The sequence below is a fragment of the Paraburkholderia sp. BR10923 genome (assembly GCF_040948765.1).
In the GTDB taxonomy this organism is placed as follows: Bacteria; Pseudomonadota; Gammaproteobacteria; order Burkholderiales; family Burkholderiaceae; genus Paraburkholderia; species Paraburkholderia youngii.
Window position 1 is genome coordinate 16299 of the sequence record NZ_JBFPKO010000041.1, and the last position, 26049, is coordinate 42347.

The following is a 26049-nucleotide window of genomic DNA, read 5'->3' on the forward strand; positions in this document are numbered from 1 at the left end:
TCTGGCCGTGACAAATAAATCAACCGATTCCAAACACCAGCAAGACGGAGAGAAACCATGAACAGCTTCGACCAATCGCCTTTCAGCGTCGACTCGAGCAGTGGCGCCACGCGCGCTCGAAACGGCAAGGATGGCTCTGAAAACCGATCGCGCTCCGTGTACCGATCGTTTCTTGCATCGACGGTATCGACGATCGCCTCGAATGTGCCTGAGAGGCCAGACGTGTCGTCTGCCGCTGTTCTTGGCTACAACTGATACGCTTCGGGTCACGAAACGGGCAACTCACCGATTGAGCCGGAGCTCACGGCTATTCTGGTCCGGAATTGGCCTTATGAACAATCTGCGCATTATCACTCCCCGATCTTGCAACTATGATCTGGCTTTCATCCATCACCAGACAGAAGATCTCCATGCCTCTCTCTCGCAGGCAAAATCGCCGTCAATAGTCGAGGTCATTGAGATTCGCGGAGTCAGCCTGGTTTGCGGTGGCGTTGAGTCAAGGAGTCGATATGAATCAGCCAACGCTATTCACGCCGATACAAGTCGGCAACCTGAAATTGGCCAACCGGATCGTGATCGCCCCGATGGCCCAGTACTCCGCCGAACACGGCCAGATGAACGATTGGCACCTGATTCACCTCGGCCACCTGGCGCTTTCAGGTGCGGCGGCACTCACGATCGAGGGGACGGCGGTCACCCCCGACGGACGCACCAGCTATGGTGACGTCGGGCTCTATTCGGACGAGTGCGAAGCCGCCATGGCACGAGTGCTGGGCGGCATTCGGCGGTGGTCTGACACGCCGATTGGAATCCAGCTCAATCATGCTGGCCGAAAGGGGTCTCGACAGAAACTATGGGACGGCGGCGCACAGATTCCCTATGATGACGCGAATGGTTGGCACACCTACGGCCCGTCTCCGGTCGCTTTTGCCGCCGGAGAGACACCACCCACCGCCTTGGACCGCGATGGCCTGGCCGCCATTCGCGACGCGTTCTCGGCCGCAGCGCAGCGCGCCTCCCGGCTCGGGTTGAATTTCATTCAGATTCTTGGTGGGCACGGCTATCTGCTCCATCAATTCCTGTCGCCTCTGTCAAATCACAGGGACGACGAATACGGCGGTTCGTTGGAAAACCGGATGCGCTTTCCACTTGAAGTTTTCGAAGCCGTGCGAGAAGCGTTTTCGCATGATCGCCCCGTGACGATGCGAGTATCCGCTACCGACTGGGTGGACGGCGGGTGGTCCGTGCAGGACGCGATCGCTTTTGTCCACGCGCTGGAGGCTAGAGGCTGCGCCGCAATCAATGTCTCAAGTGGCGGTTCGAACCCAGCCGCGCAAATTCCGATCGGGCCTGGCTATCAGGTTCCCTTCGCGCGGGCAGTGAAGCAGGCGACGACGCTCCCTGTCATCGCCGTCGGCATGATCACCGAGTTCGAACAAGCCGAATCCATTCTCAGCACCGGAGACGCCGATCTGATCGCGCTTGCTCGGGCCGTGCTCTTTGACCCTCGGTGGCCCTGGCACGCTGCCGGTCACTTTGGGACTCAAGTCAAGGCGCCGAACCAGTATCTTCGCTCTCAGCCTGGTCGGCTGCGAAAGGTGTTCGTTTGAATCGGCTTCGTCGATAACGGGGCGGCGACCAGGGCGGCGACCAAACTTCCGACACATCGACGAACGCCGCTTCAGGCTTATCGCCAGGTCGGAATGACGGATGCGGCGAGCAGCACGCCCATCGCGAGATTGAGAAGGCGCCAGTGGCGTGGCGTCCGAAAGAGCCGCGCGAGTAGCACGCCGAGCGCGCACCATAGCGCGAGCGACGCGCAGGCAGCCACCCCGAACGCTCCCCCGAGCAGCATCGCGAGGCGGTTCGGGTTGTTTGCGAGTAGCGCGAAAGACGCCGCCGCGCCGACTGTCATCGCCCACCCTTTCGGATTGAGCCAGAGCAGCAGGAAACCGTTCACGAGCGTAACCGGACGCGCGGGGCCGTTGCCCGCGTTTGGCGGCCCGCTGCGCGCGATGCGCCAGGCGAGCCATAGCAGATAGGCGGAGCCGAGCGCTTTCACCGCCGTTTGCAGCGACGGCAGCGCGAGAAGCAGACCGCCCAACCCGAGCGCGGCGAGCGCAGCGAGCAACGCAAGGCCCAGAGCGATGCCGAGCATCAGCGGTATCGAGCGTACGAAACCGAAACGTGCGCCCGAGGCGGTGGCGAGCGTGGTCGCGCCACCGGGCGTCGCGGTCGCGACGGCGACGAAGAGCAGAAGCGGGAGTATCGAGGTCATCGGTGCAGATCCGAAATCAAGGAATTTGCACTGTACGGATCGTCAAAGCATCGTAAAAGCTAATAATATTGATGCGGTACATTACGCGACATAATGCATAGATGAGCCGAAATCTCGACCTCGATCTGATCCGCACCTTCGTTGCCGTCGCCGATAGCGGCAGCATGACGGTCGCTGCGAATTTGCTGCACATGACGCAAGGCGCGGTGAGCCAGCAGATAAAGCGCCTCGAAGATGTGCTGGATTGCCTTCTGTTCGTTCGCAAGACGCGCCGGCTGGAACTGTCGCGCCAGGGCGAGCAGTTTCTCGTGAAGGCGCGCAAGCTGCTTCAGTTGAACGATGAAATCTGGGCCGACATGACCGCGCAGCCGTTGCGCGGCGCCTTGCGTGTGGGCGTGCCTCCCGATCTCGTGACGCGGCTTGCGCCCGCGATGAAGGCATTCGCCGGCGCGCATCCGCACGTCGAAATAACCTTGATGTGCGCGGCGTCGCCAGAACTGAGCGAGGCGGTGAATAGCGGTCGCGTGGACGTGTCCTTGGTCGAATATGTCGCGAGCGAAGCCGAAGGTGAAGTGGTCTGCATCGAGCCGTTGGTGTGGGTCAAGGGGCGCGGCAGTGAGGTATGGCAGAAGCGGCCGTTGCCGCTGTCGATGGTAGACGAGCGTTGTGCTTTCCGTTCGGTGGTGCTCGGTGCGCTCGCGGACGAGGGCATCGCGTGGCGAACGGTGTTCGAGAGCGGAAACATCGAGGCGACCGCCGCAACGGTGCGCGCGGGCCTCGCGGTCACGAGTTGGCTCGCCTCCACGGTGCCGGCCGATCTGGAGACGCTCACGCCTCGCGTAAGCGGCTTGCCTGCACTGCCTCCATTCGCGATATGTCTGCGCTTGCCCGCGACGGTTCAGCCAGCGGCGCAGGAATTCGCGCGCCATGTACGCGAGTCGATGTCGAGCGACGCAAGCACGCGACGCGCGCCGCTAGCGAACATCGCGTGACGTACTGCGTTTGAAGTGCGTTCTGGAGCGTTCCTACAAGCGCTGCGGCAGCGCAGCCGCGAAAAAATCAGTGACCCGGCGCACGCGCGCAGGCACGAAACGCCGCCGCGGCCAGATGATGCTCACATCACGGGCGTCCCGAATGAAATCGTCGAGCACGGTCACGATGTCCGGATGCTTGAGTTCGTCGGCAAGCGAGAGCTTCGCGAAGAGGCCGATTCCCACGCCCGCGAGCACGGCAGATCGGATCGTCTCGACGCTATTCGACGACAGGTTGCCTCGCACCGGCACGCTGAACCGGCCTCGTGCCCCATGAAACGGCCAGTTCGCCGATTCCAGCAGACCACCGTAGAGCAGGCAGTTGTGATTGGCGAGTTCCGCAGGTTCCCTCGGTACTCCGTGTTGCTCGAAATAGCGACGCGATCCGACACAGACCAGCGGCGTGCTGGCAATTCGCTTCACAACCGAATCCGGATCGTTGACGGAGCCCACTCGAATCGCGAGATCGATTCGATCCTCCACCATATCGCGCACGAAATCCGACAACACAAGATCGACCCGAAGACCGGGATGGCGCGACAGCAGCTCGGGAATCAGCGGAAGAACGTGCAGGCGGCCGAATGTAGAAGCGCAGGCGATCCGCACAAGGCCCGAGACATCCAGCGTGCTGCTGGTCAGTTCGCTGTCGGCCACCTCGATCTCGTCGAGCAACGGCTTGGTCCGCTCGTAGTATTTCTGCCCTTGATCGGTCAAGGTCACGCTGCGTGTGCTGCGGTTGAATAGCAGTACCCCGAGGCGCTTTTCCAGCGCGCCGATCGACTTGCTGATAGAGGACTGTGACTCGCCGGTTCTGCGCGCCGCGGCGGAAAAGCCGCCCGCTTCGACAACGGCGAAGAAGGCGTTCAATTCGTGAAACCGATCCATTGCATTCCTCTCGTGGGACCTATTCTTTCGGTGAATGGATCTTATGATAAATCCGCCGATTATCATTCGTGGCGGCCGCCATTATGATGGGACTTCCATTCAACATCGGACGGAAGTTTCAATGAATACTCTCGCAGGCAAGATCGCCGTCATTAGCGGCGGAACGACCGGTATCGGCTTGGCGATCGCCCAGCGGTTCGTCGCCGAAGGCGCTCACGTCTTTATCTTCGGCCGTCGGCAAGGCCAGCTCGAGGAGGCCGTCAAACTGATCGGACGCAACGTTACCGCGATTCAGGCCGACGCCGCGAATCTCGATGACCTCGATCGTGTTGCTGCGGTTGTCAGGGAAGAAAAGGGTGTCGTCGATATCATCGTGTCGAACGCGGGTTATACCGAGCAGGCTTCGATCGACACCATCACGCCTGAGCATTTCGACAAGGCATTCAACCTGATGGCGCGCGGCCCAGTCTTTCTGGTGAAAAAGCTGCTGCCGATGATGACGGGTGGTGGGTCGATCATTCTGGTTTCGTCGGCCATGCACGTGATGGGCATCCCAGGGCACACCGCCTACGCGGCGACGAAGGCCGCGTTGCGTTCCTATGCCCGCACGTGGGCTGCCGAATTCAAGGATCGCGGCATTCGCGTCAACATGCTGAGCCCCGGTGTCACCGACACCCCGATACTCGATTCCCAGTCGGCGACACGCGAGGATCTGGTGAGCATGTACAAGAGCATGGTCCCGATCGGCCGACTCGCCCGCGCCGAGGAGATGGCCGGCGCGGCGCTCTTTCTCGCCTCAGAACAGAGTTCCTATATGACGGGTGCCGATTTGATGAATGACGGTGGCATCGGCCAGGTGTGACGGTCGAAAAAGCCGCGGCGATGTTCGCCCGGCGTGTGCTATCTGACGCGCTCGTGGTACCACTCGACAGCGTCCTCGCCGGCGGGGATGTTGAACGGGCTCGATGAATCGGTCGCGGCGAGCCAAACCGCTTCGGCGACATCCGATGCATGCGTGACGGCCGTTTCTTTCTCCCACCTTGCGAAAACCTGCTGAGCGAGCGCGTCGTACGGCTCGGGAAATCCGTCTTTCATGCGTGCCCGCGCGTTTTCGCCGAAGCGGGTGGAAGGCGCGCGTCCCGGCAGCACGACACGCACGCGCACATTGAACTGCTCCAGTTCGAGTGCGAGCGATTCGCTGAACGCGTTGACCGCGGACTTGCTCGCGGTGTAGACCGACAGCAGATGCAGCGGTCTGCACGTGACGGTCGACGTCACATTGACGATCACCCCTTCGCGGCGCTCGCGCAACTGCGGCAACACGGCCTGCGCCATCGCGATGGTGCCGAGCGTATTGGTCTCGAAGATATCGCGCACGGTGTCCATCGGCGTTCCTTCGAGCGCGTTCAGAAAGCCGATACCCGCATTGTTCACGAGCACGTCGATCCGGCCGGCCGCATCGATGACCGAGCGAATGCTTTGCGGGTTCTTCACATCGAGGGCGAGAATCGAAAGACGATCGGAGCGCGGCAACACGTCTTCACGTGGCGTGCGCATCGTCGCGATCACGCGCCAGTCGCGATCCAGAAAATAACGCGCGATTTCGAGGCCAAAGCCGGACGAGCAGCCGGTAATCAAGACGGTCTTCATGTCGAATCCTGTGGGTGGTGACAGTCCCGACACAATAAGTCCTGACCGTGAGGACTCGCTACAATCGAGCGTCCAGGTTTCATTCGAAATCGTCCGATCATGATCGACCCGCTCGCCGAAATCGTCACACTGCTCAAGCCGACGCCCACGTTCTCGAAAGTGCTCAGCGGCGCAGGGCGCTGGCGCGCGAGCCGCACGGACGTCGGCCAGCCGTTCTACTGCGTGGTGCTCGAAGGGTCGCTGCGTCTATCCGTCAATGGTTGCGAGCCGCTGATTCTTCAGGCCGATGACTTCGTACTCGTGCCCGAGGTGTTCAGTTTCACGATGACGAGCATCGATCCGCCCGACGATAACGACGTCTCCAATAGCGCGCCGGCGGCGCTGCCCGACGGCAGTTTTCGTTTCGGCGATGCATCGGGCGCGCCGGAAGCCCAATGGCTTGCGGGCCTCTGCGCGTTCGGTTCGCCGGATGCGGCCTTGCTTGTCTCGCTGTTGCCCAAGCTCGTGCACGTGCGCGGTGAACGCAGGCTCGCGACACTCGTCAAGCTCGTGAGGGAGGAATCGCGCGCGCAGCGGCCCGCGCGCGAGGTCGTGCTGGCGCGACTGCTCGAGGTGCTGTTCATCGAAGCGTTGCGAGCCACGGGAACCGGGGCATCGCCCGGACTCGTCCGCGGCCTCGCCGACCCCCGTCTCGCGCTCGCGATCCGTCATATGCACGAAAGCCCGCACCAGCCCTGGACGATCGCGCAACTCGCAAAAGCCGCCGCGCTTTCACGGTCCGCTTTCTTCGATCGATTCAGCCGCGCGGTCGGCGTCGCACCGATGGAGTATCTGTTGTCGTGGCGCATGGCTATCGCCAAGAATCTGCTGCGCTCGAACGAAGTCAGCATCGCGGCGGTCGCGGAACGTGTCGGCTACAGCTCGGCGAGCGCATTCAGCGTCGCGTTCACGCGTCATGTCGGACTGCCGCCGACGCAGTATGCTCGAGACGCGGCGAATGTCGTCGTCGCTCGATGAAGCTTCGTAGCGCAAGCGCCGTGTCTCGCCTCATGCAACCTGCGCATCGCCATCGTTAGCTGCCTCGCGCTCGAGCAGCGGATAAGCGAGCGCGCAGATGTGCGACTGAATCCGCACGAGATCGCGCAGCACGTCGAGATGCAATGAGCTCGACGCGATGCTGTCGGGCTTGCCCTCGCGCAGGCGGTTGAGATGAGCATCCCGCGCGGCGCGTTCAAGGCGCCGCAGCGCCTGTTTGTCCTCGAGCAGTTGCTCCGCGGTCTGCGTTCTTCCCGACACGAGCAGCGCCTGAGCCCGGTGAAAACTGTCGATCACCAACTGGTGCAGCGCGCGCAAGTCCTCGGCGCCTTCAGCGGAAAAGCTCACCTGTGCCTTGATCTTTTTCTGCGCCAGCTCCATCAGATTCTTGTCCACGATATCGCCGATATGTTCGAGGTTGATCACGGAGGTCATGATCGCCGAGGCCCAGCGCCGGTCTTCGTCGTCGAGCGACTCGCGCGTCACCTCGGTCACGTAGCTTTTGATCGCATCGTGCAGCATATCCACCGCATCGTCGCGCGCCGCGATCTCGTGCACCGCGCGCCGGTCGTTTGCGATCAGCACCGGCACGCTCGCGCACAGCATCGCTTCCACGATATCGCCCATCCGGATCAATTCGCGGGTCGCGCATGCGAGCGCCTGCGAGGGCACCCGCAGCGCGGCTTCGTCGAGGTAGCGCGGCGCGTCGCCGTTCTCGGCGGCGCCCGGCGCCGGCAGCAGCCGTTCGAGAAGGCGCGCGACAGGGGCGAGCAGCCCGATGAAGACCACGGCGATCGCCACGTTCACGCCCGTGTGGAAGTCGGCGATTGCACGGGCGGGGCTGCCGTAGACCTGCTGGAGCAACGTTGCGAGTGGCGCGCACGCGGCGAGCATCAGCAGACACACGCCGCCGCGCAGCACGAGGTTGCCGGCCGGCAGGCGCCGGCGGCTGCGGTCGGCGCCTTTCGCGGCCTCGAAGTACGGGTTGAGCGCGCTGCCGATGTTCGCGCCGAGCACCATCGCAATCGCTGTGTCCATCGGCACGGTATGCAGGTTGGCGAGCGACATCACGAACAGTACGACCGGAATGCTCGAATGCGCGGCCCAAGTGAGCACGCACGCGAGCGCCGCATTCAGCACCGGCTCGCCTGTCAGCGCGCCGAGTACCGTGCGCAGGGCGGGGGCAGTCTCGGCGGGCTGCACGGTCGAGACGAGCAGCGTGAGCGCAAGCAACATCAGGCCGAGCCCGATCGACGCGCGGCCGAGATCACGATTGCGGGAGCCTTTGCCCTTCTCGAAGAGCGTCATGCCAACCAGCAGACACACCGGCGAGATCCAGCTCAGATCGAGCGAGAACGCCTGCACGATCAGCGTCGAGCCGACGTTGGCGCCCAGCATGATCGCGAGTCCGGTAACAGGCCGCATCAAACCGCGTGCCGCGAACGACGACGCGATCATGCCGGTCGCCGTGCTGCTCTGCAGCGCGCCGGTGATCGCGAGCCCGGCGCAGAACGCGTTCAGCCGGTTGCCGAGACTCTTCGCCATGAAGCGCTTGAGCGACGCGCCGAACGCGCGCATCAGACCGGACTCGACCATATGAAGGCCCCACGTCAGCAGCGCGACGCCACCCGCGAGATGAAGCACGATCATGATCATCCGGCACCTCCCTTTATGTTTTTTGTCGTGCGCATCCTTCAGGCCGGCTCAGCGCCCGCCGCGATTGCCTCCTCGCGTACCTGCAGGGACACCGTCATCCACGCACCATTGCACGGTTCGAGATGCGCGAGAGCCCCATCAATACCGCGAGCGTGCCGATGCCGAGGATCATCGTGAGCGTGGCGGCGTCGAAGATCGCACCACGGTCCGACAGCGCGAAGATGCCCACCGGCAGCGTGACCCAGCCCGGCGGATAGATCATCAGCGTCGCACCGAGTTCGCCCATCGACAGCGCGAAGCTCAGGCTGAACGATGCGAGCAAGTACGGCGCGACGAGCGGCAGCGTCACGCGCGAGAGCTGGTAGAGCGGCCGGGCGCCGAGACTCTGGGCCACCTCGCCGTATTCGGGCGCGACCCGCGCAAGCCCTGCCGCCACGTTGCCGTAGGTGAACGCCGAGATCAGCAGGAAGTGCGCGATGAAGACGATCGTCGCCGTGCCGTTGAGCAACACCGGCGGCCGGCTGAACGCGACCAGCAACCCGAGCCCGATCGAAACCGACGGCACCGCGCTCGGCACGAAGAAGATCACGTCGAGCACGCGGCGCGGCAGGCCTTTGATGCGGCGCAGCGCGAGCGCGGCCCACGTGCCGCTGACGAGCGCCGCGACGCTTGCAACCACGCCGGTCAATACGCTCACTCGCAGTTGGCTCGCCGAATCGGTATGCAGCACCCGCGCGTAGTGTTCGAGTGTCAGGTGGCTCGGCAGGATGCCGTTCCACTGTCCGCTGATGCTGGCGAGCGCGATCATCGCGACCGGCAGCCCGTAGACCGCGCAGAACAGCAACGCCGTGCCGCCCCACGTCAGCCATTTACCCCATCTAGCCCAGAGCAGCACGGCGACCTCCGCAAAGTGACACGACGGCCCGATAGCAGGCATAAAGCCCGAGCGACAGCGCGATATTGACGACGGCGATCACACACGCGGTGGTGTAGTCGAATTCCTGGATCGCTTTGTCGTAGATCAGCAGCGGCAACGTGATCACGTCTTTCGCGCCGATGAAGAGCACGATGCCGAACTCGTTGACGGTCAACAGCAGACACAGGCTGCCGCCCGCCAGCAGCGCCGGCAACGCGGCGGGCAGGATGATCTGCCGGATGATGCGCAGCGGCCGCGCGCCGAGGCTGCCCGCCATCTCGATCTGCGCACTGTCGATCTGCGAGAAGCACGCAAGCAACGGACGCATGATGAACGGCGTATAGACCGTGATCTCCGACAGCACGACACCCCATTGCGTGTACAGGAAGTTGAGCGGCGGCAGCGGCAGATGGAACATCTCCATCAGCGACTGGTTCAGCAGTCCGGCCGAACCGTACACGAAGGTGAACGCGAGCGCGACGAGGAAGGTGGGCAGCGCGATGAACGTATCGATGAGCCGGCCCACGAAACGCGCGCCCGGGAACGGCACGAACGCGATCACGAGCGAGAACACGAAGCCGAGCACGAGGCATCCCGCCGAGGCCGATACTGCGATCGCGATCGTGTGATAAAGCCCGCTCAGGAACTGGCGTGAGCGCAGCACATGCTCGAAGTTCGCGAACGACAGCACATGCTGGTCGCCGCCCAACGCCTGGACGACGATCAGCCCGAACGGGTAGAAGAACAGCGCGGCGAGCACCGCGAGCGGCGGCGCGATCCACAGGCCCCCCAGCGCCGCGGCCGGCGCCCGCGCACGGGCCGGCGGCGCAATCACGATATCAGCCATGACGTTCAGCCTCCGGTACGAGCGTGACATCCGCGGGATCGAAACGTACGCTGAGCGCCGCGCCCGGCTCCGGCGGCTCCGCGAGCGGCGCGCAGGTGAGCCGCAGCAGCTCGCCTTCGACATCGAGCACGATGCTGTGCATTTCGCCGAGCCACTGCACGCTGACGACGGCCCCCGTCATCTGATTCATGCGTTGGCCATCGGCGCCTGGCGTGCTGCCACCCGCAACGAACTGCAGATGATGCGGCCGCACGCACACGAAGCAGGGGGCGCCGGCCGCGAGTCCGTGATGGTTGCAGCCCTCGAGCGGCTGGCCATGAAAGCGCACGCGGGCGCGCCCGTCGGCCATCGGTTCGAGCTGCTGCGCCGGCAAGACGTTCGCGCGGCCGAGGAACTCGGCGGCGAAGCGGTTCGGCGGATGACGATAGAGCCCTTGCGCGTCGCCGTAAGCGACCAGGTGGCCGTCGCGCATGATGCCGATGTGGTTCGCGAGTGTCAGCGCTTCGGTCTGGTCGTGCGTCACGTAGAGCACCGTGAGCGACGGCAGCGTGCGGTGCAGCTTCGCGAGTTCGTCGAGCATCGAGCGGCGGATCTGCGCGTCGAGCGCCGACAGCGGCTCGTCGAGCAGCAGCACCTGCGGACGGATCGCGAGCGCGCGGGCGATCGCCACGCGCTGCTGCTGGCCGCCCGACAGCTCGCGCGGATAGCGCTTCGCATACTTCGCCATGCCGACGAGCCCGAGGCACTCGGGCACCCGTTCGCCAATCACCTCGGCATCCGCGCCACGGGCACGCAGCCCGAAGGCGACGTTGTCCTCGACGCGCATATGCGGAAACAGCGCGTAGTTCTGCACCACCATGCCGATGTTGCGTGCGTACGGCGGCAGCCGGGTCACGTCGCGATCGCCGATGGTGATGCGCCCGGCGCTCGGCTGCACGAAGCCGGCGACGGCGCGCAATGCGGTCGTCTTGCCGGAGCCGGACGGGCCGATCAGCGCGACGATCTCGCCGGGCTTAACGGTGAGCGTCAGAGACTCCAGAATGGTCTGGCTGCCGTAAGCCACCGACACGCCTTCGAAACCGATACCGCTCGCTCCGTGCGCGATGACGGTCGGCGCAGCGGAGGCGCGCCGCTGCGGCCCCCGTTCCATGGTCATGGTGTTTGCCATTAGTCGCTCGTCGGTAGCTGGGTTAGTCGATGGAAATCGCCTGGTTGTAGGCGGCCACGTCGGGACGCAGCTCCTGGAGCACCTGGTTCCAATCGGGTTGCCAGATGTCGACACCCTTCAGCAACGTGTTCAACGTCTGGAAGTTGCTGTCCGACGGATGCACATCCGTGCGCACGGGGAAGCCGTACGCGACCTTGCTGACCTCCTGCTGCGCCGGCGCGCTCAACAGGAAATCGATCAGCTTTTTGCCGTTGCCAGCATGCGGCGCGTTCGCCACGAGCCCGACGTAGTAGGGCAACGCAAAGGTCGTGCGGCGGCCGTCGGGACCGGCCGGGAAGAACATCGCGACGTTCGGGTTGTCGTGCATCTGCGCGAGGTTCATCTGCATATCGCCGTTGGCCACGAAGAGCTCGCCTTTGTTGACGAGCGCCGTGAGCTTGCCGGTCGATGCCGAAGGCCCGAGGTTGTTGGTCTGCAGCTTGCGCAAATAGTCGAAGCCGGCCGGCTTGCCACCGAACGCGTGGAAGGTCTGCAGCATCAGCGCGGTGCCGTCGCCAGCCTGGCCCGGCGTCGAGTACTGGATCTTCTGCTTGAACTGCGGCGCGAGCAGGTCTGCGTAGGTCTTGGGCGGGCTCTTCAGCACCGCCGAGTTGTAGATGAAGCTCGGGTAGTTGCCGACCATCGCGTAGTACAGGCCTTTCGGATCCTTGTCGCGCGTCTCGATCTTGTCGGCGCCCGCCGGCGAATAGGACTGCAACAGGCCGTCAGCCGCGGCTTTCTGCATGAAGGGCGGCAGCGTCACGAGCACGTCCGCCTGGGTATTCGACTTCTCCTTGCTCAGCCGGTCCACCACGCCGCTCGAGCCGGCCTCGATGTACTGCACTTTGATGCCGGTCGCCTTCGTGAAGGCTTCGAACTGATTGCCGAACCAGCTCGGCGAACCGTCGTGCAAACCATCCGCGGCATAGATGGTCACGACGTCGGACTGTGCGTAAAGGGGGGGCGTTGCCATGGCGAGCGCGCAGGCGGCGAGAGCCATCAGACGAGTTTTCATATCCATCCTTCCTTGCGTTGAGTTCGGATGAGGTCAGCATTTCACTTGGTCGCGCGGCCGGTCACTCCCAGGGGATCGACCAGGTCCGCACATTCGAGTAGCTCTTCATTGCCTCGACCATGCCCTCCTTGTAACCATTGCCTGAATCCTTGATGCCGCCGAACGGCGACATCTCCGTGCGATAGCCGGGCACTTCCCAGACGTTCACGGTGCCGACTTCCAGCTCCCTGACGAAGCGCGTGATGTAGTCGAGCCGGTTCGTGCAGACGCCCGACGAAAGGCCATATGCGGTCGAGTTCGAAACCCGGATCACTTCATCGAGCGCATCGGGCACGCGGATGATCGGAATCACCGGGCCGAAGGTCTCTTCGCGCACGAGCTCGCAGTCGTACGGCACGTGATCGACGACTGTCGGATGGAACAGCGCGCCCTCGCGCGGCGCGCCGTAAAGCACCCGGGCACCGTGGGCCTGCGCGTCTGCCACGCGTCGCTCGAACAATTGCGCGGAGGCCTCGTTGATGACGGTGCCCACGTCGACGGACGGGTCCATCGGATCGCCGCACTTGAGCTTTTTCGCATGCACGAGCACGCGCTCGACGAACGCGTCGGCCACGCTTTGCACCACGAGAATCCGCTTGACCGCCGTGCAGCGCTGCCCCGAATTTTTCGTCGCACCGGTTACCGCGAGCTGCGCGGCCTTGTCGAGATCGGCGTCCTCCATCACGATCAGCGGATCGTTGCCGCCGAGTTCCAGCACCGTGCGGCGATAGCCGGCGTGCTGCGCGATATATTTGCCGATCCGCACGGAGCCTGTGAACGTGACGAGATCACAGTGCGGATCGGTGATCATCGCATCGCCCATCGTGCGCGGATTGCCGGTGACGACACTCAGCATCTCGGGCGGCAGGCCCGCTTCATAGAGCACGTCGGCAAGCGCGAGCGCGGTGAGCGGCGTGAGCTCGGTGGGCTTCAGCACCACGCGGTTGTTGGTCGCGATCGCGGGCGCCAGCTTGTGGCTCACCATGTTCAGCGGATGATTGAACGGCGTGATCGCCGAAATCACGCCGAGCAGCGGCAGCCGCGTGGTGAAAATCTTGCGGTTCTTGCCGTTCGGGCTGATATCGCAGGAATAGACCTCGCCGTCGTCCTTGATCGTGAGCTGCGCCGCGAACGACCACACGTCGTAGGCGCGGCTCGCCTCGTAAAGCCCATCCTTCCAGCACAACCCCGACTCCGCGGTGATCAGGCGCGCGAAGTCTTCCTTGCGTTCGCTCAGGATCTCGGCCGTGCGCTGCAGGATGCGCTGACGCTCGAAGCGCGTGAGCCGCGGCTTGAATGCGTGCGCTTTTGCGAACGCCTGTTGCACGTGTTCGGGACGACCCGCGGGCACGGTACCGACGACCTCGTTCGTGTACGGGTTGAAGACTTCGATCAGCTCGTCGGTGCTCGTGTGTTGGCCGGCGATGCGCATCGATTCCTGCCTGAAGGCGGGTTTGGTCATGACGTTCATCGAATACCTCGTTCAATGATCCGGTGGAGCCCGCAGGCCGCCGCGAGATGCGGGACGCGCGGGTTGTTGTGATCGACGCGTTATGCCGCGGCGGACTGCGATACGTGGTTCAGCGCGACATCGAAGATGTCGAAGTTGCGCAGCGCGCGGTCCGCCGGCCAGTCGGTCTTGCGGTTGACGATCAGCGGCACGTTCTCCTCCGTTAGCCCGCCATGCGAACGCAACGGCTCGGTCAGTCCCGACAGGTCGTGACGCGCGGCGCTGGTGCCGAATACCTTGGCGCGTGTGCCGACCACGACGACGTCGCCGATACGGTCGGGGGGCAGCTCGAAGCGTTCGCAGGCCTCGGCGCTCGTCAGCGCGAGCTGGATGCCTTCGGTCTGGCGCAGCCGTTCGAGCAGCGCCGCTGCTTCAGCCGCTGCGAGCCCCTCGGGCAGATAGACGGTGGCGAAAGAGCCAAGCGCCCCGTGATGCGCGACGTACGGATCGGTGATGGGCAGGATCACGCGCGAGCGGCCTTTGCCGGTCCATTCGTCGAACAGGTCTTGCAGGTACAGCACGTCGGGCGCGCCATCCGCGCGATGCTTGCCGTTCATGCCGTGATCGGCGGTGATCGCCAGCACGCAGCCTGCCGCATCGAGCGCGCCGACGTAGCGGTCGAACATCGCGTAGAAGTCGTTGGCCTTGGGCGAGCCCGGCGCCGCCTTGTGCTGCACGTAGTCCGTCGTCGACAGGTACATCAGGTCGGGCCGGAACGTGTCGAGCAGTTTGACGCCTGCCGCGAACACGAACTCGGACAGGTCGGCCGAATACACATCCGGGAGCGGCTTGCCGACGTAGGCGAGCACGTCGCCGAGGCCGTTCTGGGCGCGGGTAGCCTCGTTGGCCTTTTCAGCCGAAAAGGCGATTGCGCGGCCGCTCGTGAAGTCGAGCCCCTTGCCGAGCAGCGTGCGCAGCTTGTCCTTCGCGGTGACGACGGCGACCTTCGCGCCGGCGTCGTGGAACGTGGCGAAGATCGTCGGCGCGCGCAGGAAGCGGGCGTCGTTCATCATCACTTCTTTGCCGCTCGCGCGGTCGTAGAAGTAGTTGCCCGCGATGCCGTGCACTTTCGGCGGACGGCCCGTCACGATCGACAGATTGTTCGGATTCGTGAAGCTCGGAATCACGCATTGGGCGATGCGGCTCGTGCCCGTGCGCAGCAGCTTCGCGAGATGCGGCGCGTGCCCGGCCTTCGCGGCTTCTTCTATATAGGCGGGCTCCGAACCGTCGAGGCAGATCACCACGACCGGCTCCGCCGGAAAGCGATAGTCGCGGCCATTGATGCTCAGCACGGTGTCTTGCAGCGTACTCATGATGTCCCCCTTCATGCCGTTTTCGCGACTGGCGCGTTCATGCCCATTTCATCGAGGACCTCACTGATCGCACCGAGCGCCGCGCGCATCTCGCGCTCGCCGAGCCGGCCGATGCAGCCGATGCGAAACGAGTCCGCGACGGTCAGCTTGCCCGGATAGATCACATAGCCGCGCGCCTTCAGGCTGTCGTAGAAGCGCTGGAATTCGAAGCGCGGGTCCTCGGGCATATGGAAAGTCACGATGATCGGAGCCTGCAGCGCTTCAGCCAGCAGCGGCTTGAAGCCGAGCGCGCGCATGCCTTCGACGAGAATCCGGCAGTTGTTGCGATAACGCGCGCCGCGCCCCGCGACGCCGCCTTCGGCATCGAATTCCTCCAGCGCTTGATGGAACGCGACGATCACGTGCGTGGGCGGCGTGAAGCGGTACTGGCTGGTCTTTTCGAGGTTGGTCCACTGCTCGTGCAGATCGAGCACGAGCGTGGTCGCGTTGCCCTGCGTGCGGGAGAGCGCTTCACGTCGGCAGATCACGAAGCCGAGACCGGGCACGCCCTCGATGCACTTGTTCGACGACGCGGCGACCGCATCGATATGCATCGTCTGCACGTCGAGCGGCAACGCGCCGAACGCGCTCATCGAATCGACCAGATAGCCCTTGCCGTAGCGCGCTGCGAGCGCGCCGATCTGGGCGATCGGATTGAGAATGCCCGCGGTGGTCTCGCAGTGGACCGCGAACACATGCGTGATCGACGGCGAGGCGGCCAGCACCTTGTCGATCTCGGCGAGATCGGGCGGCGTGTCCTCGGCAGTTTCGTGCACGACGGTCTTGCGGCCGGCGATTTCGAGGATGCGCTTCGCGCGCTTGCCATACGCGCCGTTGATCAGCACCAGCACCTCGCCGCCGGGCGGCACGAAAGTGGTGAGCATCGCCTCGACGGCGAAGGTGCCCGAGCCCTGCATCGGCACCGTCACCCAGTCGCGCGCGCCATTGGCGATCGCGGCAAGGCGCGCGAGCACCGAGCGATTGATCTCGATGAAGTTGGCGTCGCGCGAGCCCCAGTCGTGAACCATCGCGGCCTTGACGGTGCGTGACGTGGTCAGTGGTCCGGGGGTCAGCAACAGCGGATCGCCGGTTTCGGAACAAGCCGGCGATGCATACGTGGAACCGGTCATCGATGTCTCCTTGTGGGTCGATTTGGGTACTGCGCAGGTGCGTGAGACCCACTCTAGGGGCTGCAACAAAAACAGTCAAGATGCCAAAAAATGCCACATTCCGGTCGGACACGCGAAACGCCGCCTGGAAGTTGGCGAAGTCCGCGAAGGATATGGGGAAGCGGCCTCCGATCGGGACAAACCCGCATGGGGAGGCTGGAGGGGGGCGGGGGGTGATCGAATGCAACGCGCGGCCGGTTGCGGCACCGGTCAGAAGGCCAGTGGCCTGCCGTCAGCGCCGAAACCCACGCTCGGAATCAGAACAGCCGCATCAGCGCGAGGCCAGCCAACGTCAACGTAGCGGCCGCGGTACGCACGCGGCTGAACGGCTCCTTGAGCACATACACGGCGATGATGCCGGCGAACACCACGCTCGTCTCGCGCACTGCCGCCACGAGGGCGATGGGAGCGACGGTCATCGCCCAGATCACGATCCAGTACGCCGCGAGCGACATCGCGCCGCCCGCGAACCCCGGCAGCAGGAAACGCCGCATCGGCGCCATGCCGGCCGGCCCGTAGCGATACAGGCAAAGCGTCAGCATCGGCAACGCATCGAACACGAATAGCGTCGCCGCGTAGGAGTTCGGATTGCCGGCGACGCGTGCGCCTACGCCGTCGACGACCGTGTAGCCCGCGATCGTCACCGCCGTGAGCAGCGCGAAGCCGAGCGCGACACGGCTTTCAGATGCGGAGTGATGGCGTCCGCGCAGCGACAGCAGCAACACGCCGCTGCCGAGCAGCACGACTCCCGCGACGCCGCCCGCGCTCATCGTCTCGTGCAAGATCGTGACGGAGACGAGGGCGGTGATCAGCGGAGCGGAGCCGCGCGCGATCGGGTAGATCTGGCTCATGTCGGCACGACGGTATGCCTCGCTCAGACACACGTAGTAGCCGAAATGAAGCGTCACCGATCCCGCCACCCAGGGCCACGCAGCAGGCCGAGCGAATCCGGTGAACGCGAGCGACGGCAGCGCAATCAGGCCGCAGGCGATGCACAGCAGGGTCATCGCCAGAAAAGGATCGAGGCGCACCTTGATCACCGCGTTCCAGCCCGCATGCAAAAGCGCGGCCGACAGCACGGCGAAAAACACGGGAAGCGTCATCGTCATGCTAGCTGTGGCGATTGGCGATGATGATTTCCCAGCGCTGTTCGGCGCAGGCGCGGACGATGCCCGCGGGCGGCTCGGCGTCGACGATCAGTCCGGCGATATGCGGCACAGGCGCGATCAGCACGGGGGTCTGCTGTTCAAACTTGCAGTGGTCCGCGAGCACGTAAACCTTTTTGCCCGACTTCATCATCAGATGACGTTGCTCGGCGGCGAGCCGCGAGTAGTCGGTGAATTCGCCTTCGGGCGAGATGCCGCCCACGCCGACAAACACGAGATCGGCGCGGAAATGGCTGAGCGCGGTCATCGTCTCGACGCCGATAGCGGCTTCGTCGTTCGGGTCGATGTCGCCGCCGAGCACGACGACCTTTACGCCGGGCGCGCGGCACAGCATCAGTGCGATCGGCAGGCTGTTGGTGATCACGGTCAGGTCGCGATGATGCTGCAGCGCCTCGGCGAGACCCAGCGTGGTCGAGCCCGAATCGATCAGCACGACCATGCCATCCGTGACGAGTCGTGCGGCCGCGGCACCAATGGCCGCCTTGCCCAGCGCGTTGACCGCCACGCGGCTTGCCAGCGACGGTTCGGCGACGGGCCGCTTCGCCGCGCCGCCGTGCACGAGATTCGCGCGGCCCTGTTCCGCGAGAATCTTCAGGTCGCGGCGGATCGTTTCGCGCGACACGCCGAGCGTCGCCGACAGGTTCGCGACGCTGACCGAGCCGCTCGCCTCGAGGCTTTGCACGATGTAGTCGATGCGCTCGATCGCGAGCCGGCGGTTCGGGTTCAATGAAGCGGGCACGGGCCCCGCTGAGCGGTTATCGAGCATGGTGTGGCTCTCCGTGCGTATCGTCGGCGGTGGCGTCGCTGGTTGCGTGGCAAGTTGCGTCGGGCGGACCGCGCAGGGGCGATCGATGCGCTGCCTCGCCCGGTCCCTCCGTCTCTTCTGCGAGGGCAGCGGTCATCGGCGCGGCCGTGCTGCCCGGATAGCGCACCTCTATGCGTGCCGCGGCGAAGATCTGGGCATAGTGGGCGTCGAGCGGCGCATCGGTGACTAGCACGCCGATCTCGTCGGGGTTCATCGCGCGCACCAGCGCGCTACGGCGTGTCGGGTTTCGGCCGTCACAATGCCACAAAATAACACATGTTTCCTCGCCGTTCGCGATTTTTATTGCGGTTCGATGCCCGCGGCCTCCGCTCGAAAAAGGCGAGGTGGGTAGGTGTCTCGCGGATTCCGGTCATGCGTCAAAGACCCATTAGCCCAAGGCTTTGCGGCGAATTTTCACCTGTCCGCGCTCTCAGCAGGCCTCCCGGCAACTGCCGGTTCATGTTGTTTTTTGCGTCTTTTTGTTGTAGTCCAAGGCCACAGTGTTTTCCACGCATTGCCACACACTTCCAAAAAAGCGAGGTCGCCCGATGTCCACGGAAATCCCAAGCCACGTGGCTTCGCGCTGGTGGGCTTCTTCTCGGGTGTGGCGGTCATTCAGGACGTGGACACGCCCGGTTGCCGCAGCGTGACCAACGCGGCTGAGACCGTCGTGGCGGCGGCACTCGCAGTGATGGACGGGCCGGATCCAGACGTGATCGTCTATGGCGACAGCATGGGTAAGTTCGACGGGCTGCTCGTCGGTGAGGAAGACTGCTTCGCCGGATAGCTCCCGTTGGGTGGCGCACGTTCGCATGACGAAGCGCGTGCGCGATTTCCATACTCACTCGCGGCACTACGCGCGGACGTGGCCTATGCCCAGTCATGGTGGTGCCCCTTGCCTGCAAGACTCGCGATTTTGCGGAGCCCCGCCGAAGCGGGAGCCTGGTCAATCGCTTTAATTCGGGATAAGCCCGTTTTGACAACTATTTACGATTGTCTCGGACATCTCGATTTCTATTGCATATTCCTGCTGGTGCAGGACTAAAAAAGGCGGCATTAAGCCGCCTTTATCGTCAGGAATCGAAATGGTTAGTGCTGCGTCCATGAGGCGTCTATCGCCGCCAGCTTCGCGTTCACGCCTTCCATAGCGTCAGCGAGAATCGCTGCCACGTCCTCCGGTTTCAGTTGACGCTAGGGGGAGCCCCTTGGCGTCGAGCGGCCTTCGACCCAGACCTCTTCGACATTCAGTTTGGGGTGGAGTACAACGTAGGGCGAGCAGACGCAGGCGACCGGCCTACACGAGAGGTGCAATCCGGTCCGATCTGTCGAGCATCAACTACTTATCCGGCCGATGCCGCGGGACGCTGCTCAATGGCTGCTTCGTCGCTCTCTCGCACGGTCAATCTGTTCCTCACCGACTTGACACCGAGCACCGATCTCGCCGCATTGGCGGCGCGCGAGATCTGCCAGCTCTCCGGCACCGTGCCGGTGAGCGTAACGACGCCGTGGCTCGCCCTGATGTGAATCTTTGAATCATCCATATCCGGTACGCGCCTGAGGGCACGGCGAACGTCGCGAACTATCGAAGTATCCGGCTTGGGTCGAGGAGGTGAACCCGATGCCGCCACCTTTTGCGCGACCACGTCGGTCGTCGCGCTCAGACCGGGTTGCCCGTTCGCATAGGCCGAGCCACTCGCGATGGCCGCGACTAGCGTTGCGCCGATTATTCTGCTCGCATTGCTCTTATTCATGCTGCCCTCCGTTGGGTTCCGTCAACCTTGCGGTTCAAGACAGAAAGATGGGGCGCGGCTCCGCCGTTAATAGCGTTAAGCATACCAACGCAGTCCGAGTCAGCTGCTACGAATTGCATGCAAAATCTGGTCTCCGAGTCGAACGATTTCCCTGACCAGCAGATCCAGGTCGTCCCGACGGGTCCGGTGATTGCATATCGCGACCCTGAGGCAATGTACTCCTTGCACCGTTGGCGTTGCTCAGAGACGATGAGCTCACTGAGGTAGCGACCCTGCGCGAAGTTTTGATCGATCAGACGGCCGAACTTCTCGACGCCATGCTGTTTCAGAGCCATCCAGACTTTGAGCGCGCGGAAACCTCTGGACGTCTGCAATCCATACTCGTATAACCAGGGAGCCGAAGCAATTCCACGCGGTGTGGCTTGCAGATATTCCGGAGTCAGCGCGAATGCGCCTCGATGAGCCCTCCTGACAGGAAGGCTTCGAATCCGTCAAAGATAGCACGCGGTTACACCGCGCCCGACCCGCGCTTCGAGCGTGCCAACGCCAGCGCCAGCCTTGCGCCGACCTCGGCATTGTGTTTTACGAGCGCGATGTTTGTCGCCAGGCTGCGCCCGCCTGTCAACGCCTTGATGCGCGCCAGCAGGAAGGGGGTGACGGCCTTACCGGTGATTCCTTGCGCAGCGGCCTCGTCGAGCGCCTGCCGAGTCAGCGCGTCGATCTCTTCGGCCGACATCGCTGCCGATTCCGGCACCGGCGTGCTCAAGACCACACCGCCGTCGAGGCCGAGGTCCCACTTGGTGCGGATGAAGCGTGCCTGCTGCGCCGCGTCGTCCAGCCTGAAGTCCGCGCGAAAGCCGCTGTCACGCGTGTAGAACGCCGCAAAATTGTCCTGTTCGCAACTGAGCACCGGCACGCCGTGGGTTTCCAGGTATTCCAGGGTGAGCCCGATGTCCAGGATGGACTTCGCACCGGCGCAGATCACCGCGACCGAGGTCTTCGCCAGTTCCTGCAGGTCCGCCGAGATGTCGAAGGTGTGCTGGGCGCCTCGGTGTACGCCGCCAATGCCGCCGGTGACGAAGACCTCGATGCCGGCCAACGCCGCGCAGATCATCGTGCCAGCCACGGTCGTGGCACCCAGGCCGCGGCCTGCCAGCACCGCCGGCAGGTCACGGCGGCTGACCTTATGCACGTGGTCGGAACGGCCGATCATTTCCAGTTCGTCGTCCGAAAGGCCGATGTGGATTCGCCCGCCGATCAGCGCGATCGTCGCCGGCTCGGCGCCCGCGTCACGGATCAACGCCTCCACTTCGCGCGCGGTGCGAACGTTCTCCGGGTAGGGCATGCCATGCGCGATGATGGTCGATTCCAGCGCCACGAGCGGGCGACCAGCGGCCTGCGCAGCGGCCGCAGGCGCGCTCCAGGTCAACCAGGAGCGTGCAAGGTTGGCAACCATGTCGATCCTTTCGGGGGGCGATTCACCGAAGTATGCGGTACGAGACCGGGTTAGGTGTCCGTGTGTCCCTGGCGCCTTAAAACGACATGCGTGGCTTTGTCCGACGCTACGAATTCAACGCATTCGTACCCCAGGGCCCGCAAGTCGACCCCTTCGAACAGCGATTCTCCCCGGCCAAGCAGGACCGGCGCGATGGCAATGTGCAGTTCGTCGATGAGGCCCTCGCGGAGATACTGCCGGATTGTCTGCGGCCCACCGCCGATCCGCACGTCCATTCCGGCAGCGGCCTCGCGGGCGCGGTCGAGCGCCTCGCGAATGCCCCCTGTGATGAAGTGGAACGTCGTGCCGCCTTTCATCTCGATCGGGGCACGCGGATGATGGGTCAGGACGAAGACCGGGACGTGATACGGCGGACTGTCCCCCCACCAGCCTTTCCAGTTGGCGTCCGGCCATTCCCCACGAATGGGGCCGAACATGTTCCTGCCAAGAATCCAGGCCCCGACATTCTCAAAGCCACGGGCGGCGAAATCATCGTTCACGCCGGTGGTACCGCCGTCGTTGCCGAACAAGGCCCGCTGGAACGTGCGGGTTGGGACTAGCCACTGATGCAATTCCGTCCCGCCAACGCCGAGCGGATTGTCAATGTCCTGATTCGGGCCTGCACCGTATCCGTCGAGCGAGATGGTGAAGCCCTGAACGCGAACGCGTGTCATCGTTTCCCTCCGATTGGACGCCTAACGTAATGTGGACTGTAAATCTGCATGGTTGCCGGAACTACGCGAAATTGTCGGGCAGCAGATTTATGCTTAACCATACGTGTTTAAGAGAATTTCCTGAATTTGTAAGCTGGCATACAGCAGTGATCGTCCGCCCACAGTATTGCCTGCGGCAGGCGTACGATAAACAGCATCGTCCCGTTGGCGGGTGGCTTGATTGATGGAGGATCGAGATGAGACGCCTTTATTTCCTCGCACCCGACACGACGACCGCGAAGGCGATCGTAGACGACTTGCTGCGGTCGCGGATCACATGGCGGCATATCCATGTTCTCGCGAATCACAGCGTCGCACTCGAAGAGTTACCCGAGGCAACTTTGCTGCAAAGCAGCGACGTCGTGCACTCGCTCGAACGCGGCGTGGCGCTCGGCGGTGCGACTGGAGCGCTCGTTGGCCTCGTGGCGCTGGCGTTTCCTCCCGCGGAGCTCGCCATTGCGGGCGGAGCCGTCGTCGCATTGACGTTGGCGGGAGCCGGCTTCGGGGCCTGGACGGCCGCGATGATCGGCGTCGGCGAACCGAACGCACAACTCGAGCGTTTTCGCGGCGCCATACGCGACGGCCAGTTCCTGATCATGGCCGACGTGCCTGGATCGCGAGAAGAGGAGATCGAGCAGATGGTCGCGCAGCATGTGCCGAAGGCCGATCTGGAGGGCGCGGAACCCACCACACCGATCTTCCCGTGAGCAGCGCCTGAGACGAGGCCATCGGCGTCGGCCGGATGGGTAACGAAGGCGTCTCCGCCGATGCCGCTGCGGGCAGCTTTCGTTAGAATCTGTTTTCGATTCTTTTACTCGTCAATTACTGGAGGCGAACGTGCCAGGTTTACTTCCCGATGTCGACCCCGAGGGACTCCTCGAATATTCGGTCGTGTACACCGACCGATCGATCAATCATATGTCGGAGCTCTTTCAAGGCGTCGTACGCGATATTTCCGGCGCCCTGAAAAAAGTCTACAACGCGAAGTCGGCCGTAATCGTTCCAGGCAGCGGCACGTTCGGCATGGAAGCCGTCGCCCGGCAGTTCGCGACGAACAGCAAGTGTCTGGTCATCCGCAATGGCTGGTTCAGTTATCGCTGGTCGCAGATTTTCGACATGGGTGGCATTCCGTCCGAATCGATCGTGTTGAAGGCGCGTCCGGTCGGCCAACAAAGGCAGGCCGCCTATGCACCCGCTCCAATCGAAGAAGTGGTCGCCGCGATCAAGGAGCACAAGCCGGATCTGGTGTTCGCGCCGCATGTGGAAACCGCATCCGGAATGATGCTGCCCGATGCCTATATGCGCGCGGTGTCCGACGCCGTGCATGCGGTCGGCGGCATGTTCGTTCTCGACTGCATCGCCTCCGGCACGATCTGGGTGGACATGCAGGCCAGTGGCATCGATGTGCTGATCAGCGCACCGCAAAAAGGGTGGAGCGCGTCACCTTGCTGCGCCATGGTCCTGCTCAGCCCGCTCGCCCGCGAACGAATCGACGCGACGACCAGCACCAGCTTCGCCTGTGATCTTCGCAAGTGGCTGCAGATCATGGAAGCCTACGAGAACGGCGGGTTCGCGTACCACGCCACGATGCCCACGGACAGTCTCGCGACGCTGGGCGACGTCATGAAGGAAACCGAAGCATATGGCTTGGACAAAGTGAGAGCCGAGCAGCTTGAACTCGGCAAGCGCATTCGCTCACTGCTGAGTGACAAAGGCTTCAAAAGCGTGGCGGCCGAAGGTTTTCAGGCTCCGGGCGTCGTGGTCTGCTATACGGACGATGACGGCATACGATCCGGCAAGAAGTTCGCCGATGCCGGTTTGCAGATCGCGGCCGGCGTTCCTCTTCAATGCGACGAGCCTGAAGACTTCAAAACCTTCCGGGTCGGATTATTCGGCCTGGACAAACTGCATGACGTCGAGGGTTCGGTCGCCAGGTTCGCCAAGGCGCTGGACCGTATTGTCTAGAGCGTCTTTCCGAAGCATGTGCGCATAGCTCGCCTTCGCAGCCGCATCGGCGGGAGGACTCCGGAGCCTGCCGGAATAGCTATGCGCACTCTGGATCGTGACAACACACGCAAATCTTGTTTCCCTCTGGGTCGCGAAAATACGCCCCGTAATAGTTCGGGTGATAGTGCGCGCGCAAACCGGGAGGGCCTTCGCAAGAACCTGAATTTGCCAGCGCGGTAGCGTGTGCGTTGTCGACTGAACGACGATCAGGCGCAAGCAATGCCACCATCTGGCCGTTCCCGTGTTCTGCGGGGTTGCCATCATATGGCCTGCCGATAAGGAAAAGCGGACGCGGCATACCCACAGCCATCCAACCAGCCCACGGTCTATCTGGCTCGCAAAACTTCAGTTGATGTCCCAACTCGCTCATGACAGCCGAATAGAACTTCAACGCGCGGTCAAAGTCATTCACCCCAACGAATACATGCGAAATCATCCTGCTACGTTCCTGTTCGAGAGTCGCGATCTCTGTTCACGTTAGCACGCGGAGTTGCGCTCGACCAATCAGGCGTCCGCGAGTGCCGCGCCTGCGAGTGGAAACCTGGAAGCTTCGATTAATGAATCTGTAATAGCAGGCGACGGAACCGTGCACGCATGCCCCATATTGGACGGACAACAGGAAAGCGCGCTCGCGCATGGTGCCAGGGTACATGCCGCATACCGCGAAGAAGCCTTCTGACAGTCCCGCCATTCAATCGCGCTCCGTCTCTCACGGCATCCATCTGATCGCCGAAAACCCAACGCGCGGCTCCTCCGATAACTCTCCCGCTCCGATACCGTTCGTGCGGATGGCATGACAGTTGCTTTGAACGTCCCCGCGCGCTGAGCCACCGTCAACGGCGGCCAGCATCGGCATGGGCGATCAACGGAGAGGCAAATTGAAACTAATAAGTGCGGTCATCAAGCCATTCAAGCTTGATGAGGCTCGTGAAGCCTTGTCATCGCTTGGCGTCTCTGGAATCACGGTAACGGAGGTCAAGGGCTTTGGGCGTCAGAAGGGCCATACGGAGATGTATCGGGGCGCGGAGTACGTCGTCGATTTCCTGCCGAAAGTGAAGATCGAGGTCGCCGTGCCGGATGACATCGTCGATCAGGCTATCGAAGCGATCGAGCGTGCGGCGCGCACTGGAAAGATTGGTGACGGCAAGATCTTCGTCACACCGATCGAGCAGGTGATCCGGATCCGCACCGGCGAGACCGGCGCCGACGCCCTATAAAGACACAGGACAAGAGGAAAGAGAGATGCGCAAACTGTTGATGACTTTGTTGATGGCGGGCTCGTTGCTCGCGGGCGGGCTGAGCCCCGCATTCGCGCAAGACGCGTCGGCACCCGCGGCCGCCTCCGTGCCGGTCGCGCAAGCGTCCGCGGCTCCCGCGGCGGATGCCGCTGCATCGGCGCCGGCCGCGCCGACCGCACCGTTCTCGGTCGATTCGTCGAAGCTCAACTCCGGCGACACCGCGTGGATGCTGACTTCCACCGCGCTGGTGCTGTTCATGACGATCCCGGGCCTCGCACTGTTCT

The 26049-nt window shown here is 63.4% G+C and carries 28 protein-coding genes and 1 pseudogene; 10 read left to right on the top strand and 19 right to left on the bottom strand.

What is annotated here, in order from left to right:
* Nucleotides 1-57 precede the first annotated feature (57 nt).
* Together AB3X94_RS37950 and AB3X94_RS37955 are read left to right on the top strand one after the other, a co-directional pair.
* A complete protein-coding gene (locus AB3X94_RS37950) occupies nucleotides 58-255 on the top strand; it encodes a hypothetical protein (protein WP_176111829.1) in 198 nt (65 codons plus the stop codon).
* Nucleotides 256-509: 254 nt separating this feature from the next.
* The gene (locus AB3X94_RS37955; protein ID WP_176111830.1) at nucleotides 510-1610 is read left to right on the top strand and encodes an NADH:flavin oxidoreductase/NADH oxidase; all 1101 of its coding nucleotides are present in this window, start codon (nucleotides 510-512) and stop codon (nucleotides 1608-1610) included.
* Between the two features lie 77 nt (nucleotides 1611-1687).
* On the opposite strand, the gene AB3X94_RS37960 is transcribed toward AB3X94_RS37955, so the two are convergent.
* Nucleotides 1688-2278, bottom strand: coding sequence for a LysE family translocator (locus AB3X94_RS37960; RefSeq protein WP_176111831.1), 591 nt, complete (start codon nucleotides 2276-2278; stop codon nucleotides 1688-1690).
* A 101-nt stretch (nucleotides 2279-2379) separates the two neighbouring features.
* Between AB3X94_RS37960 and AB3X94_RS37965 the strand changes: the two genes are divergently transcribed.
* Nucleotides 2380-3270, top strand: a complete 891-nt coding sequence (locus AB3X94_RS37965; RefSeq protein ID WP_368614229.1) for a LysR substrate-binding domain-containing protein — start codon at nucleotides 2380-2382, stop codon at nucleotides 3268-3270.
* 33 nt (nucleotides 3271-3303) lie between these two features.
* Here the strand turns inward: AB3X94_RS37965 and AB3X94_RS37970 are convergent, their stop codons facing one another.
* A complete protein-coding gene (locus AB3X94_RS37970; RefSeq protein WP_176112019.1) occupies nucleotides 3304-4194 on the bottom strand; it encodes a LysR family transcriptional regulator in 891 nt (296 codons plus the stop codon).
* A 121-nt stretch (nucleotides 4195-4315) separates the two neighbouring features.
* Between AB3X94_RS37970 and AB3X94_RS37975 the strand changes: the two genes are divergently transcribed.
* Nucleotides 4316-5056 (top strand): SDR family NAD(P)-dependent oxidoreductase, encoded by a 741-nt coding sequence (locus AB3X94_RS37975; RefSeq protein WP_368614241.1) that lies wholly within the window; start codon nucleotides 4316-4318, stop codon nucleotides 5054-5056.
* Nucleotides 5057-5094: 38 nt separating this feature from the next.
* Here AB3X94_RS37975 and AB3X94_RS37980 read toward each other — a convergent pair whose 3' ends face one another.
* The gene (locus AB3X94_RS37980) at nucleotides 5095-5844 is read right to left on the bottom strand and encodes an SDR family oxidoreductase (RefSeq protein WP_368614230.1); all 750 of its coding nucleotides are present in this window, start codon (nucleotides 5842-5844) and stop codon (nucleotides 5095-5097) included.
* A 99-nt stretch (nucleotides 5845-5943) separates the two neighbouring features.
* Between AB3X94_RS37980 and AB3X94_RS37985 the strand changes: the two genes are divergently transcribed.
* Nucleotides 5944-6861 carry an AraC family transcriptional regulator gene (locus AB3X94_RS37985; RefSeq protein WP_176111834.1) on the top strand — a complete coding sequence of 306 codons (918 nt, stop codon included), beginning with the start codon at nucleotides 5944-5946 and terminating at the stop codon, nucleotides 6859-6861.
* A 30-nt stretch (nucleotides 6862-6891) separates the two neighbouring features.
* Here AB3X94_RS37985 and AB3X94_RS37990 read toward each other — a convergent pair whose 3' ends face one another.
* The 11 genes from AB3X94_RS37990 to AB3X94_RS38040 all read right to left on the bottom strand — a co-directional run bounded on the left by AB3X94_RS37990 (nucleotide 6892) and on the right by AB3X94_RS38040 (nucleotide 18775).
* Nucleotides 6892-8535 carry a Na/Pi cotransporter family protein gene (locus AB3X94_RS37990; protein WP_368614231.1) on the bottom strand — a complete coding sequence of 548 codons (1644 nt, stop codon included), beginning with the start codon at nucleotides 8533-8535 and terminating at the stop codon, nucleotides 6892-6894.
* A gap of 94 nt (nucleotides 8536-8629) precedes the next feature.
* The gene (locus AB3X94_RS37995) at nucleotides 8630-9430 is read right to left on the bottom strand and encodes an ABC transporter permease subunit (RefSeq protein WP_368614232.1); all 801 of its coding nucleotides are present in this window, start codon (nucleotides 9428-9430) and stop codon (nucleotides 8630-8632) included.
* Nucleotides 9414-10298: a 2-aminoethylphosphonate ABC transporter permease subunit gene (locus tag AB3X94_RS38000; protein ID WP_176111837.1), complete on the bottom strand. Its 885-nt coding sequence runs from the start codon at nucleotides 10296-10298 to the stop codon at nucleotides 9414-9416. The genes AB3X94_RS37995 and AB3X94_RS38000 overlap by 17 nt, the downstream gene beginning before the upstream one ends.
* Complete coding sequence (locus AB3X94_RS38005) at nucleotides 10291-11466, bottom strand: ABC transporter ATP-binding protein (RefSeq protein WP_176111838.1); 1176 nt, start codon at nucleotides 11464-11466, stop codon at nucleotides 10291-10293. The genes AB3X94_RS38000 and AB3X94_RS38005 overlap by 8 nt, the downstream gene beginning before the upstream one ends.
* 22 nt (nucleotides 11467-11488) lie before the next feature.
* Nucleotides 11489-12520, bottom strand: a complete 1032-nt coding sequence (locus AB3X94_RS38010) for a 2-aminoethylphosphonate ABC transporter substrate-binding protein (RefSeq protein WP_176383923.1) — start codon at nucleotides 12518-12520, stop codon at nucleotides 11489-11491.
* 61 nt (nucleotides 12521-12581) lie between these two features.
* Entirely contained in the window at nucleotides 12582-14030 is a 1449-nt protein-coding gene (phnY, locus tag AB3X94_RS38015; protein WP_217710255.1) for a phosphonoacetaldehyde dehydrogenase, read from the bottom strand.
* 80 nt (nucleotides 14031-14110) lie between these two features.
* Entirely contained in the window at nucleotides 14111-15382 is a 1272-nt protein-coding gene (gene phnA / locus AB3X94_RS38020; protein WP_368614233.1) for a phosphonoacetate hydrolase, read from the bottom strand.
* Between the two features lie 11 nt (nucleotides 15383-15393).
* Nucleotides 15394-16551: a 2-aminoethylphosphonate--pyruvate transaminase gene (locus AB3X94_RS38025; RefSeq protein WP_368614234.1), complete on the bottom strand. Its 1158-nt coding sequence runs from the start codon at nucleotides 16549-16551 to the stop codon at nucleotides 15394-15396.
* A 296-nt stretch (nucleotides 16552-16847) separates the two neighbouring features.
* Nucleotides 16848-17699: an EamA family transporter gene (locus AB3X94_RS38030; protein WP_176111842.1), complete on the bottom strand. Its 852-nt coding sequence runs from the start codon at nucleotides 17697-17699 to the stop codon at nucleotides 16848-16850.
* A gap of 1 nt (nucleotide 17700) precedes the next feature.
* Entirely contained in the window at nucleotides 17701-18522 is an 822-nt protein-coding gene (locus AB3X94_RS38035; RefSeq protein ID WP_368614235.1) for a DeoR/GlpR family DNA-binding transcription regulator, read from the bottom strand.
* Entirely contained in the window at nucleotides 18512-18775 is a 264-nt protein-coding gene (locus tag AB3X94_RS38040) for a hypothetical protein (RefSeq protein ID WP_368614236.1), read from the bottom strand. The genes AB3X94_RS38035 and AB3X94_RS38040 overlap by 11 nt, the downstream gene beginning before the upstream one ends.
* Before the next feature lie 372 nt (nucleotides 18776-19147).
* Between AB3X94_RS38040 and AB3X94_RS38045 the strand changes: the two genes are divergently transcribed.
* Entirely contained in the window at nucleotides 19148-19348 is a 201-nt protein-coding gene (locus AB3X94_RS38045) for a hypothetical protein (protein WP_368614237.1), read from the top strand.
* A 553-nt stretch (nucleotides 19349-19901) separates the two neighbouring features.
* Here AB3X94_RS38045 and AB3X94_RS38050 read toward each other — a convergent pair.
* Genes AB3X94_RS38050 through AB3X94_RS38065 form a run of 4 tightly spaced genes read right to left on the bottom strand, consistent with a single transcriptional unit; the run spans nucleotide 19902 to nucleotide 22481 of the window.
* Nucleotides 19902-20312, bottom strand: coding sequence for a BON domain-containing protein (locus AB3X94_RS38050; RefSeq protein ID WP_368614238.1), 411 nt, complete (start codon nucleotides 20310-20312; stop codon nucleotides 19902-19904).
* A complete protein-coding gene (locus AB3X94_RS38055) occupies nucleotides 20309-20800 on the bottom strand; it encodes a pyridoxal-dependent decarboxylase (protein ID WP_368614242.1) in 492 nt (163 codons plus the stop codon). The genes AB3X94_RS38050 and AB3X94_RS38055 overlap by 4 nt, the downstream gene beginning before the upstream one ends.
* Nucleotides 20801-20820: 20 nt before the next feature.
* Nucleotides 20821-21768, bottom strand: a complete 948-nt coding sequence (locus tag AB3X94_RS38060) for a pseudouridine-5'-phosphate glycosidase (RefSeq protein ID WP_368614239.1) — start codon at nucleotides 21766-21768, stop codon at nucleotides 20821-20823.
* Between the two features lie 50 nt (nucleotides 21769-21818).
* A complete protein-coding gene (locus tag AB3X94_RS38065) occupies nucleotides 21819-22481 on the bottom strand; it encodes a dihydrofolate reductase family protein (RefSeq protein WP_176111847.1) in 663 nt (220 codons plus the stop codon).
* A 236-nt stretch (nucleotides 22482-22717) separates the two neighbouring features.
* Here AB3X94_RS38065 and AB3X94_RS38070 point away from each other — a divergent pair, with 236 nt between their 5' ends.
* Complete coding sequence (locus AB3X94_RS38070) at nucleotides 22718-23227, top strand: DUF1269 domain-containing protein (RefSeq protein ID WP_176111848.1); 510 nt, start codon at nucleotides 22718-22720, stop codon at nucleotides 23225-23227.
* 130 nt (nucleotides 23228-23357) lie between these two features.
* Nucleotides 23358-24485 (top strand): aminotransferase class V-fold PLP-dependent enzyme, encoded by a 1128-nt coding sequence (locus AB3X94_RS38075; RefSeq protein WP_368614240.1) that lies wholly within the window; start codon nucleotides 23358-23360, stop codon nucleotides 24483-24485.
* Between the two features lie 79 nt (nucleotides 24486-24564).
* Here AB3X94_RS38075 and AB3X94_RS38080 read toward each other — a convergent pair whose 3' ends face one another.
* Nucleotides 24565-24963 carry a VOC family protein gene (locus tag AB3X94_RS38080; RefSeq protein ID WP_176383946.1) on the bottom strand — a complete coding sequence of 133 codons (399 nt, stop codon included), beginning with the start codon at nucleotides 24961-24963 and terminating at the stop codon, nucleotides 24565-24567.
* A gap of 442 nt (nucleotides 24964-25405) precedes the next feature.
* On the opposite strand from AB3X94_RS38080, the gene AB3X94_RS38085 reads away from it, so the two are divergent.
* Nucleotides 25406-25744: a P-II family nitrogen regulator gene (locus tag AB3X94_RS38085; protein ID WP_013094289.1), complete on the top strand. Its 339-nt coding sequence runs from the start codon at nucleotides 25406-25408 to the stop codon at nucleotides 25742-25744.
* A gap of 25 nt (nucleotides 25745-25769) precedes the next feature.
* A pseudogene (locus AB3X94_RS38090) lies at nucleotides 25770-26049 on the top strand (ammonium transporter); the annotation flags it as partial.

Coding starts and splice junctions, on each gene's coding strand:
- AB3X94_RS38005 (WP_176111838.1), bottom strand. CDS start 11,466: ATGGCAAACACCATGACCATGGAACGGGGGCCGCAGCGGCGCGCCTCC.
- AB3X94_RS37955 (WP_176111830.1), top strand. CDS start 510: ATGAATCAGCCAACGCTATTCACGCCGATACAAGTCGGCAACCTGAAA.
- AB3X94_RS37990 (WP_368614231.1), bottom strand. CDS start 8,535: ATGATCATGATCGTGCTTCATCTCGCGGGTGGCGTCGCGCTGCTGACG.
- AB3X94_RS37975 (WP_368614241.1), top strand. CDS start 4,316: ATGAATACTCTCGCAGGCAAGATCGCCGTCATTAGCGGCGGAACGACC.
- AB3X94_RS38065 (WP_176111847.1), bottom strand. CDS start 22,481: ATGACACGCGTTCGCGTTCAGGGCTTCACCATCTCGCTCGACGGATAC.
- AB3X94_RS38050 (WP_368614238.1), bottom strand. CDS start 20,312: ATGAATAAGAGCAATGCGAGCAGAATAATCGGCGCAACGCTAGTCGCG.
- AB3X94_RS37960 (WP_176111831.1), bottom strand. CDS start 2,278: ATGACCTCGATACTCCCGCTTCTGCTCTTCGTCGCCGTCGCGACCGCG.
- AB3X94_RS37985 (WP_176111834.1), top strand. CDS start 5,944: ATGATCGACCCGCTCGCCGAAATCGTCACACTGCTCAAGCCGACGCCC.
- phnA (WP_368614233.1), bottom strand. CDS start 15,382: ATGAGTACGCTGCAAGACACCGTGCTGAGCATCAATGGCCGCGACTAT.
- AB3X94_RS37965 (WP_368614229.1), top strand. CDS start 2,380: ATGAGCCGAAATCTCGACCTCGATCTGATCCGCACCTTCGTTGCCGTC.
- AB3X94_RS37950 (WP_176111829.1), top strand. CDS start 58: ATGAACAGCTTCGACCAATCGCCTTTCAGCGTCGACTCGAGCAGTGGC.
- AB3X94_RS38030 (WP_176111842.1), bottom strand. CDS start 17,699: ATGACGATGACGCTTCCCGTGTTTTTCGCCGTGCTGTCGGCCGCGCTT.
- AB3X94_RS38040 (WP_368614236.1), bottom strand. CDS start 18,775: ATGAACCCCGACGAGATCGGCGTGCTAGTCACCGATGCGCCGCTCGAC.
- AB3X94_RS38070 (WP_176111848.1), top strand. CDS start 22,718: ATGAGACGCCTTTATTTCCTCGCACCCGACACGACGACCGCGAAGGCG.
- AB3X94_RS38035 (WP_368614235.1), bottom strand. CDS start 18,522: ATGCTCGATAACCGCTCAGCGGGGCCCGTGCCCGCTTCATTGAACCCG.
- AB3X94_RS38010 (WP_176383923.1), bottom strand. CDS start 12,520: ATGAAAACTCGTCTGATGGCTCTCGCCGCCTGCGCGCTCGCCATGGCA.
- AB3X94_RS38080 (WP_176383946.1), bottom strand. CDS start 24,963: ATGATTTCGCATGTATTCGTTGGGGTGAATGACTTTGACCGCGCGTTG.
- AB3X94_RS38025 (WP_368614234.1), bottom strand. CDS start 16,551: ATGACCGGTTCCACGTATGCATCGCCGGCTTGTTCCGAAACCGGCGAT.
- AB3X94_RS38000 (WP_176111837.1), bottom strand. CDS start 10,298: ATGGCTGATATCGTGATTGCGCCGCCGGCCCGTGCGCGGGCGCCGGCC.
- AB3X94_RS37970 (WP_176112019.1), bottom strand. CDS start 4,194: ATGGATCGGTTTCACGAATTGAACGCCTTCTTCGCCGTTGTCGAAGCG.
- AB3X94_RS38060 (WP_368614239.1), bottom strand. CDS start 21,768: ATGGTTGCCAACCTTGCACGCTCCTGGTTGACCTGGAGCGCGCCTGCG.
- AB3X94_RS37980 (WP_368614230.1), bottom strand. CDS start 5,844: ATGAAGACCGTCTTGATTACCGGCTGCTCGTCCGGCTTTGGCCTCGAA.
- phnY (WP_217710255.1), bottom strand. CDS start 14,030: ATGAACGTCATGACCAAACCCGCCTTCAGGCAGGAATCGATGCGCATC.